The organism is uncultured Maricaulis sp., assembly GCF_905480005.1.
Classification (GTDB): Bacteria; Pseudomonadota; Alphaproteobacteria; order Caulobacterales; family Maricaulaceae; genus Maricaulis.
This window is the reverse complement of sequence record NZ_CAJQOO010000019.1, coordinates 1-8725: the sequence shown is the minus strand read 5'-3', so window position 1 is coordinate 8725 and position 8725 is coordinate 1. Positions and strand designations below refer to the sequence as shown.

The 8725-nt window shown below is 60.5% G+C and carries 4 protein-coding genes and 1 pseudogene; 1 reads left to right on the top strand and 4 read right to left on the bottom strand.

Annotated features, from left to right (window positions below; all coding sequences use genetic code 11):
* Positions 1 to 659, bottom strand: a pseudogene (locus tag QZ266_RS02905) (phosphoglucosamine mutase); the annotation flags it as partial.
* A 129-nt stretch (positions 660 to 788) separates the two neighbouring features.
* On the opposite strand from QZ266_RS02905, the gene galU reads away from it, so the two are divergent.
* Positions 789 to 1673 (top strand): UTP--glucose-1-phosphate uridylyltransferase GalU, encoded by an 885-nt coding sequence (galU, locus tag QZ266_RS02900; RefSeq protein ID WP_295691501.1) that lies wholly within the window; start codon positions 789 to 791, stop codon positions 1671 to 1673.
* Between the two features lie 34 nt (positions 1674 to 1707).
* Here the strand turns inward: galU and QZ266_RS02895 are convergent, their stop codons facing one another.
* The 3 genes from QZ266_RS02895 to QZ266_RS02885 form a co-directional block, all read right to left on the bottom strand.
* On the bottom strand, positions 1708 to 2676 hold the full coding sequence (locus QZ266_RS02895; protein ID WP_295691500.1) for an NAD-dependent epimerase/dehydratase family protein: 969 nt from the start codon (positions 2674 to 2676) through the stop codon (positions 1708 to 1710).
* 202 nt (positions 2677 to 2878) lie between these two features.
* Positions 2879 to 7783 (bottom strand): cadherin domain-containing protein, encoded by a 4905-nt coding sequence (locus QZ266_RS02890; protein WP_295691498.1) that lies wholly within the window; start codon positions 7781 to 7783, stop codon positions 2879 to 2881.
* A gap of 225 nt (positions 7784 to 8008) precedes the next feature.
* Positions 8009 to 8725: TolC family protein (locus QZ266_RS02885; RefSeq protein ID WP_295691496.1), on the bottom strand; the 717-nt coding region annotated here is incomplete at its 5' end.

The window sequence follows — 8725 nt, the reverse complement described above, 5'->3', positions numbered from 1 at the left end:
CCGCACTCCTCATTGACGTTGAAGCCATTCGGCTCGACGCCGATCGGGATCACGTCCGCGCCGAGCTCCCAGAGAGCCTTCGGCGCGACCTTGTAGCCAGCACCATTGGCGCAATCGACGACCAGGCGAAGGTTCGACAGGCGCTTGGCGCGCGGGAAGGAGGATTTGACGATCTCGACATAGCGCGCCTGGGCGTCATCCACGCGCTTGGCCCGCCCGAGATCCGAGGGCGCCGCCAGCTCCTCGGAAAGCGAGCCATCCATCAGCGCCTCGATTTCCAGTTCCGCCTTGTCATCCAGCTTGCGACCATCGGGGCCGAACAGCTTCATGCCGTTGTCGTGATAGGGGTTGTGCGAGGCCGTGATCATGACTCCGAGATCAGCCCGCAAGGAGCGCGTCATCAGCGCAACGGCCGGCGTTGGCAGCGGCCCGAACTGGAACACATCCATGCCGACCGAGGTGAAGCCGGCCACAAGCGCGCTCTCGATCATGTAACCGGACAGGCGCGTATCCTTGCCGATCACCACGGAGTGCCGACCGGTGTGGCGGACGAAATACTTGCCCGCAGCCAAGCCCAGTCTCAATGCGGTCTCAGCCGTCATGGGGAAGCTATTGGTGAGTCCCCTCACCCCGTCGGTTCCGAAGTATTTCTTGCCCATGGCGTCACCCGATTTGCGTGTTCCGTCCGGTATATAGAACCTATCTGCTAAACCGAAGTGAATGGATGAGCTGGACGGTCGCGGAGTGATCGGGTAGGCGTTGATGTCTCTATGTGGAGGGGAAACTGAATGACGCGTGTTCGCAAGGCTGTGTTGCCGGTTGCCGGCTTTGGAACCCGGGTTCTGCCCGCCACCAAGACAATCCCGAAGGAAATGCTGCCCGTCTTCGACCGGCCGGCAATCCAGTATGTGGTGGATGAGGCGCTGGCCGCTGGCATCGAGCATTTCATCTTCGTGACCGGACGCAATAAGGGCGCGATCGAGGATTATTTCGACACCGCCTACGAGCTGGAGACCAGCCTCCAGACCAAGGGCAAGAGCGATATTCTCGCCGAGGTCACCAGGACCAAACCCACTCCCGGCTCGATGAGCTTCGTGCGCCAACAGGCCCCGCTGGGTCTGGGTCATGCGATCTGGTGCGCGCGTGACATTATAGGCAGCGAGCCGTTTGCAATCCTCCTGCCCGATGTCCTTGTCCAGGCCGAACCGAGCTGCCTGGCGCAGATGATCGAGGTCTATGACGAGACCGGCGGCAATGTCATCGCGGTCGAACAAGTCCCGGAGGACGAGGTCAACAAGTACGGGATCATCGATCCGGTGTCGCGCGACGGCAATCGCATTCGCATGCGGGGCATGGTCGAGAAGCCACCGGTCGAGACCGCACCCTCCAATCTCTCGATTACGGGACGCTATATCCTGCAGGGATCGATCTTCGACTTCCTCGCCGACCAGGCGGTTGGGGCTGGAGGCGAGATCCAGCTCACCGATGCCATGGCTCGGCAGATGGAAAGCCAGGACTTCCATGCGGTCGAGTATGACGGCCAGTCCTATGATTGCGGAAGCAAGCTTGGATATCTGAGGGCGACCATGGCTTATGCCCGATCCCACCCAGCGCTTGGCGATGACGCCCAAGACCTGATCGACACGTTTTCCGCGGCCCGGCTTCCGGTGTAATCAGTGTAAGTTCGTCGACACCATAAAAGAGGCTCTAGCGAACCCGCCAAACCTTGAACCATGCGGAAAAACGGGCCAGGCCAGCTTTGATCCCGACAGTCGGCGCAAAGCCGTAGTCGGCTTCAAGCCGACTCGTGTCAGCGTAGGTGCGCGAAACATCCCCGGGCTGCATCGGCCTCATCACTTTTTCGGCGACAACGCCGAGTTCAGTTTCGAGCGTCTGGATCATATCCATCAATCGGACGGGGGCAGATCCACCGATATTGTAGACCGCATGGCGCCCGCGGGCGGGCGAGTCCGCCAGGATACGCGACAGGGCATCAACGATGTCGTCGATATAGGTGAAGTCCCGCTCCATATTGCCATTGTTGAACACCTCGATAGGACGGCCTTCCAGCATCGCGTCGGCGAACAGCCAATAGGCCATGTCAGGTCGGCCCCAGGGACCATAAACCGTGAAGAATCGCAGGCCGGTAGCCGGTATTCCATACAAGCTGCAATAGGACGCCGACATCAATTCATCGGATCGCTTGGTCGCAGCATAGAGCGACGCCGGGGCTTCAGCGGCGTCGCTCTCCTTGAACGGGACCGAAGAGCGCTCGCCATAAACCGAGCTTGACGAAGCGTAGACAAGATGGTCCAGGCGATCACCCAGGGCGCGTGCGGCCTCAAGCACCGAGAGATGGCCGATCAGGTTCGAGCTGGCGTAGGCGAACGGTGCCTCGAGGGAGTATCGCACTCCGGCTTGCGCACCCAGGTGCAGCAGGCGTTGGGGGCGCACATCGGTCACAAGACGGGCAACGCCGTCATGATCCGCGAGATCAAGAGCCTCGAAACGAAACCCGGAAAAGCGAGCGAGCTCCGCCAAGCGAGCCTGCTTCAACGCCGGGTCGTAGTACGGGTTGAGATTGTCGATACCGACGACGTCTTCACCGGCTTCAAGCTGCGCCTTCGCCGCGTGAAACCCGATAAAGCCCGCCACTCCTGTAACGAAACTCGTCAAACCCTGGCCTCCCCGACCCGATCCTGATCGCCTGTCGTCAATTCGTTCGCTTTCGCAACATCTTATCGACATGGACAAAATGCCGTGTGCGGCACCGTTTTGCCCCAAGGCCACGCCACACAACAGCCCCCGTCGCACATAAAATTGCTAGAAAGCCCGGAGGCCAGCGTCGAAGGGGAGGGGTTGCCCCTCCCCGTCAGGCTCAGACCCAGCCGTCAGATGCATCATCCGACAGCGTCAACATTTGGTCGTCCCGCGCGTCGAACGCATCGGTGAAGGCGTCCGCCGGGAAGAATTCGAGCCCGTAGGCGCTTGCACTTGCGACCAGGCTGACTGGCGTGTCAGCCGCGGACGGTATGGTGAGCGGCTCGAAAACTGGATGCCCCTTGTCTGCCTGAATAGCCCCTTCCAGTTCGACAGGCCATTCGAGCAAGGCGTCGCGGATGTCCCCGCGGGCATCTTCACCATTGCGCCAGATGTTCGTGCCGACTTCGCCACGGAAATCGCCGATGGTGTCCGACAGGTTCAGCAGCAGGGCCAGGTCGCCATCGCTGAGGTGGGGATAGACATGGTCATGATGGCCTTCTTTTTCACCATCTCCGTGTCCGGCGTGGCAACCAGCGCATGGACACCCCTGTCCATGTCCGAGTGCGTCAGGGTCGAAAGCCTCGGTCGGGGGCATGTCATTAGGATCAAGGCCCTCCCGACCGGCAAAGTTTGGATCTCCGAAATACTCCGGATTGCTGGTTCCGCCGTCATAGACAATATTTTCAACGCTAATGAGCTCGACCACACCGTCCGGCGCTCCGGCGCGATTGTCGGTGACCACCGTATTGCCGGAACCGTTGGTCGACAGGGTGTAGTCGGTTGACGCCCCAGAGAACACGGCGGTGTCCGAGCCACTCCCGCCACTGAAAACATCAGTACCCCCGGATGCATAGAAGCGATCGGCTCCGCCTGCACCCGTCAGGACATTGTTCGCGTCATTGCCGATGAAGATGTCATCACCCGAGCCGCCAATGGCGTTCTCGATTACGGTTCCGCGGGCAATGCCGACATTGCCATCCCGACCCAAAACGCTTGAATAAGCCTGCTCGCGCAGGTCGAGGGTCTGATCCGCAGCGGAGCCGGAATAATCCATCGTGTCGGTTCCGCCGGTGTCGAAGATCGTGAAGCTGACGGCGTTGGCATGCGCGGTGGCATCAAAGATCACGTTCCCGGCCGTCGAATTGAAGCCATAGGTCGTGTCGCCACCGCGCGTTGACGTGGAACCTCCATACATGTCCAGAACGGCAATGATGTCAGCAACCTGTGGCCCGATGACATAGCCGAAATCTGCATTGATGAAGGTGTTCTCGTTCTGCGAGAAATACGACATTACCGACCCTTGCCAGGAATCATTCAGGTAGATGGCATCAACGGCATAGTCCGCGGACCCGTCGTAAGGGCCGCCGTGGCCCAGGCCAAGCGCGTGGCCGATTTCATGGATGTAGGTCTGGAAGGAGTAGCCATCGATGTTGGTGCCATAGGTGTCGAGCCACTCTGTTCCAACATTCACACTCGCGGCCGTGATGAAACCGCCTGATGTCGCATCCGGCCCCGCAAAGGCGCCCTCCTCATCATCGTCGAACGTGATCTCACCGCCCGTTGCGACTTCAGTGAAGCTGATCCCGGTAATGTCTTGCCACAATTGCAGGGCGGCGCGTGCGAGCGTCTGCCCAGCCGTGGTCAGGGCGGTGATGTTGACGGTAATTGAGTCGCCAGCTGACCGGTCCCATTGCAGGCCACCGAAGCCATTTGAATCGAGGTAGTCAGCGATTTCCTGGTAGTTCCAAGCGCTCAGAGGGTCCGTGTGGCGAACCTGCAGCGTGTACTGCCCGGACAGAGTTGCCCCACTGTCCGGCTCCCAGGCTCCAACTGACACGTAATAGGTTCCGGACGTGGTCGCCGTGAAGCCGAGGCGTGAATCCGTGTTTACGCCAAGGGTGATGTCGTCATTCTCGGCGATCAACGTGCCGGATGCATCATACAGGCGGATATAGGTGTCATCGAGCTCCACGCCCGCGCCGCCTGATCCGAATGCGTCGAACTGATAACGCTGCCCGGCTTCCAGCGTGATGGCTACCCAGTCGCGGTCGCCGGCCACTTCGAGGGTGCCGGTGAAGTCACCGCCCGAAACCATCTGGATTTGGGTGGTGTCACCTTCGGGAATGTCGGCCGACTCGCCGGTAACATCCCCAACCGTGATCGCCACAGCCTGGTCGTTGGTATTGCTGCCATCAGACGCCGTGACAACAATGTCGTAAACATTGTCGCCCCCACTATCGCTTGGACTCTCGAAGTTGGGGGTCGTCAGAAAGCGGACTTCACCGGACGCAGAGTCGATCGTAAATAGCGCCGCATCGGCACCGGAAATCGAGTAGCTGATCGTATCACCGTCGGCATCGGTCGCACGGGCAACATAGGCAGATGTTTGGTTTTCGGAGACCGTCTGGCTCGCACCAGACGAGAAGACCGGCGCATTACCGCTGGACTCGTCCACATCGGTGACCGTAACGGCGACAGCTTGAGAGTCGGATAGGGCGCCATCAGACGCCGTGACAGTGATGTCATAGACATTGTCACCGCCAACATCGCCCGGGGTTTCAAAGTCGGCCGGCGTGATGAATGACACAGCACCGGTCGAGCTGTTGATCTGGAACAAGGCCGAATCTGTCCCGGACAGCGAGTAGGTCAAGCTGGCGCTGTCCGCGTCAGTAGCGGTCGCGGTATAGACAATGCCGGCGCTGTTCTCTGCGATCGACGCGGTAGCGCCAGACGTTATCACCGGTGCCACATCATTTTCGTTCTCGACCGTGATGCTGACGGCTTGCGTCGTAGTCAGGACACTGTCGGATGCACGGACATTGATCTCATAGACATTGTCGCCATCAGCGTCGGCGGGCGACTCGAAGTCCGGTGAGGCAACAAAGCTGACGGCGCCGGTCGAGGCATCGACCGTGAACAGTGCCGAATCCGCGCCCGTGATCGAATAGACCACGGCGTCGCCATCGCCATCTGTCGCGGCGATGGTATAGGCCGCGCTTGTGTCATTCTCGGTGTAAGTCGCCGAGTTCGCCGAAGTGATAACTGGTGCCGAATTCACATTGTTGACCGTGACCGACAGCGCCTGGGTGACATTGGTCGAGCCGTCACTGACCTGCAGGGTCAGCTCATAGACATTGTCGGTATCGGCATCAGCGGGGTTCTCGAAGTCCGGCGACGAGATGAAGCTCAGCTCGCCCGTGGTGCTGTCAATCTGGAACAAGGCACCGTCGCCGCCCGCGCCGATCGAATAGGTGAGCGCGTCACCATCCGCATCAGTCGCCGTAGCGGTGTAGAATGTACCGGTCGAATCCTCATCGACCGCATCGGTTGTCGCCGAAGTGAAAACCGGCGCGAACTCATTCTGGTTGGTGACCGTGATCGAGACGGCCTGGAGATCGGAGTTGCTGCCGTCAGACGCCGTGACGGTGATCTCGTAAACATTGTCGCCGTCTGCATCGAGCGGCGTCTCGAAGTCGGGCGCCGCAAGGAAGCTGACCTCACCTGTAGAAGCGTCAATCGAGAACAGCGCTGCATCGGCGCCGGTCAGCGAGTATGCCAGAGCGGCCCCTTCCGGGTCGGTCGCGGATGCTGTGTAGACAACGCCTGCGTTGTTCTCTGCCGTGGTCGCAGTGGCGGCCGACGTCACAACAGGGGCCTCATTGACATCATTGACGGTCACTTCGACGACTTGGCTGGTAACCGTCGTGCCATCGCTCGCGCGGACCGTGACCTCATAGACATTGTTGCCATTGCCGTCAGCAGGCGCTTCGAAATCCGGAGACGCGACAAAGGTCAAGTCACCGGTGGCCGAATCAATCGCGAACAATGCGCTGTCGGCGCCCGACGCGAGCGAGTAGGTGATTGTATCATTGTCCGGGTCCGTCGTGGTCGCCGTGTAGACCACCCCGATACCATTCTCATCGAAACTGGCGGTCGTTCCGGAGGTAAAAGACGCCGGGCCTTCATCGACAGCGTTAACCGTGATCGCAACAGCCTGGGTCGTACTATTGGTTCCGTCCGAGGCCGTAATAATGATGTCATAGACATTGTCGCCATCGTCATCAGCCGGGTTCTCATGATCCGGCGCTGCGAGGAAGGTGACGACTCCTGTGCTGGCATCGATCGCGAACAGCGCCGCATCCGTGCCGCTCAGGCTATAGGTGATCGTATCTCCCTCAGGATCGCTCGCCGCGGCAGTGTAGACGGTGCCGACACTATTCTCGTCGACGGCCACATTGTCTGCCGATGTGATTTCGGGCGTTTCATTCACATCACCGACCGTGATCGTCACCGCCTGATCAGTTGTATTGACGCCATCCGATGCGCGGATCGTGATTTCATACGCATTGTCGGCTCCGGAATCGGCCGGATTCTCGAAGTCAGGTGGCGCATTGAAGGTTACGGCGCCCGTAGTGCTGTTGATGGAAAAAAGGCTCGCATCAGCACCGCCGGATATGGAGAAACTTATTGTATTTCCGTCAGCGTCTGTCGCGGTCGCAGTGTAGACTGTTCCAGTCGTGTTTTCGTCAGCATCAGCCGTCGCCGCGGAGCTGAAAACCGGCGGGTTGGTATTGGTAGGCGGAGGGGTGGGCGTACTACCGCCGCCGCCGCCACCACCACCCGCGGCCGCGCCGAGCAGGCCCGCGCCGCCGAGGACAGCCAAAATGGCACCGCCGCCACCACCGGCCGTCGCAGCGGCACCTGCCCCAAGAAGGGCATTGGCTTCAAGCGCCGCATCGGCGAGATACACCACGCCGTCCACAACGCTCACATCTTGCGCCGCAATCAGGATGGTCCGCCCGTCTGCCATGAAGAGTTCTACCGAACCGTCAGCCCCCATAGCGACCCGCGACACGCCATCGACACCGGACACCGGCGTATAGCCATCCGGAGGGCTGGCCACACTATCCTGCGCCTGAGATCCACCCGCGAGCAGCACCGCACCACCGGTTGCCATCGCCGTCGTCAGCAATGCATTTCGGGCAAAATTGCCCCGGCTCGTCTCTTTCATGGCAGGCATAGCGATCTCTCCCGACGATCTAGCGTTTGGCAGCCCGACCCCTTGAACAACACACAGCGCTGCATCAGGGCCGATCACGACAGTCTTTCACCAAGGCCGAGCGGCCTGGCACCCAAGCTTCAGAACCGAAATCTTCGGTTTGTGCCCGGCGCACCGGCGAAGCATCACAAAAATTCCCAATTGGCACCCAAAAGGTAACTTCCTAACGTTGACACCCCGTGGGGGTCAAGGCACCTCGCCTTCCACGCGATCACGCGGGCGTGGCATACGGTCGGTCAGGCTCATCAATTCCAGCCGCTGGCGCAGCAGCGAGAAGCGCGCGCCGATAACGTCCAGCTCTGCACGCTCATAGCCGAGGCGAGCGTCGATCAGATCCGGCAGCGTGCCCAGGCCGAATTCAAACTCGCCCGAAATGGCGTCAAAATATTCATATTGCGACCGAGCGACAGCTTCGCGACGAATGAGTTGGGCCTGCAGCGAAATCGTCCGACGAAACACGATCTCGGACTGCTCGCGCAGTTCGCGCTGCATGCTGCGAAGGCCACTTTCTTCCTGCTCCATCCGGGCTATCGCGCGCTCATTGCGTGCCTGCAGCGCCTCGCCGGTATAGAGCGGCATGGAAAGGTCGACACCGATCCGGTCGCGCGCGTCCCAGGTTTCGCTGAAATCATCATACACGTAGGAGGCTATTCCAACCGCCTCGACCACGGGCAGCCGACTGCGCCGGGCCCGCTCACGCTGGGCATCCAGCACGCGCACCGCTTCCGCCTGGGCGGCGAGATCCGGATTTCGCGCCAGGGTGATGTCGACCGCATCATCGACTGTCGCGATCCCGCGCAAGGAGCGCGCGAGGTCATCCGCCGCCGCCTCGGCGTCACAAAATGCGCCCGGCGCATAGCCCGTATACTCCCGGATTCGGGTGGCGGCGCGGTCGCGCATGAA

Excerpts from the sequence above, each read along its gene's own strand:
- QZ266_RS02890 (WP_295691498.1), bottom strand. The coding sequence starts at position 7,783 with ATGCCTGCCATGAAAGAGACGAGCCGGGGCAATTTTGCCCGAAATGCA.
- galU (WP_295691501.1), top strand. The coding sequence starts at position 789 with ATGACGCGTGTTCGCAAGGCTGTGTTGCCGGTTGCCGGCTTTGGAACC.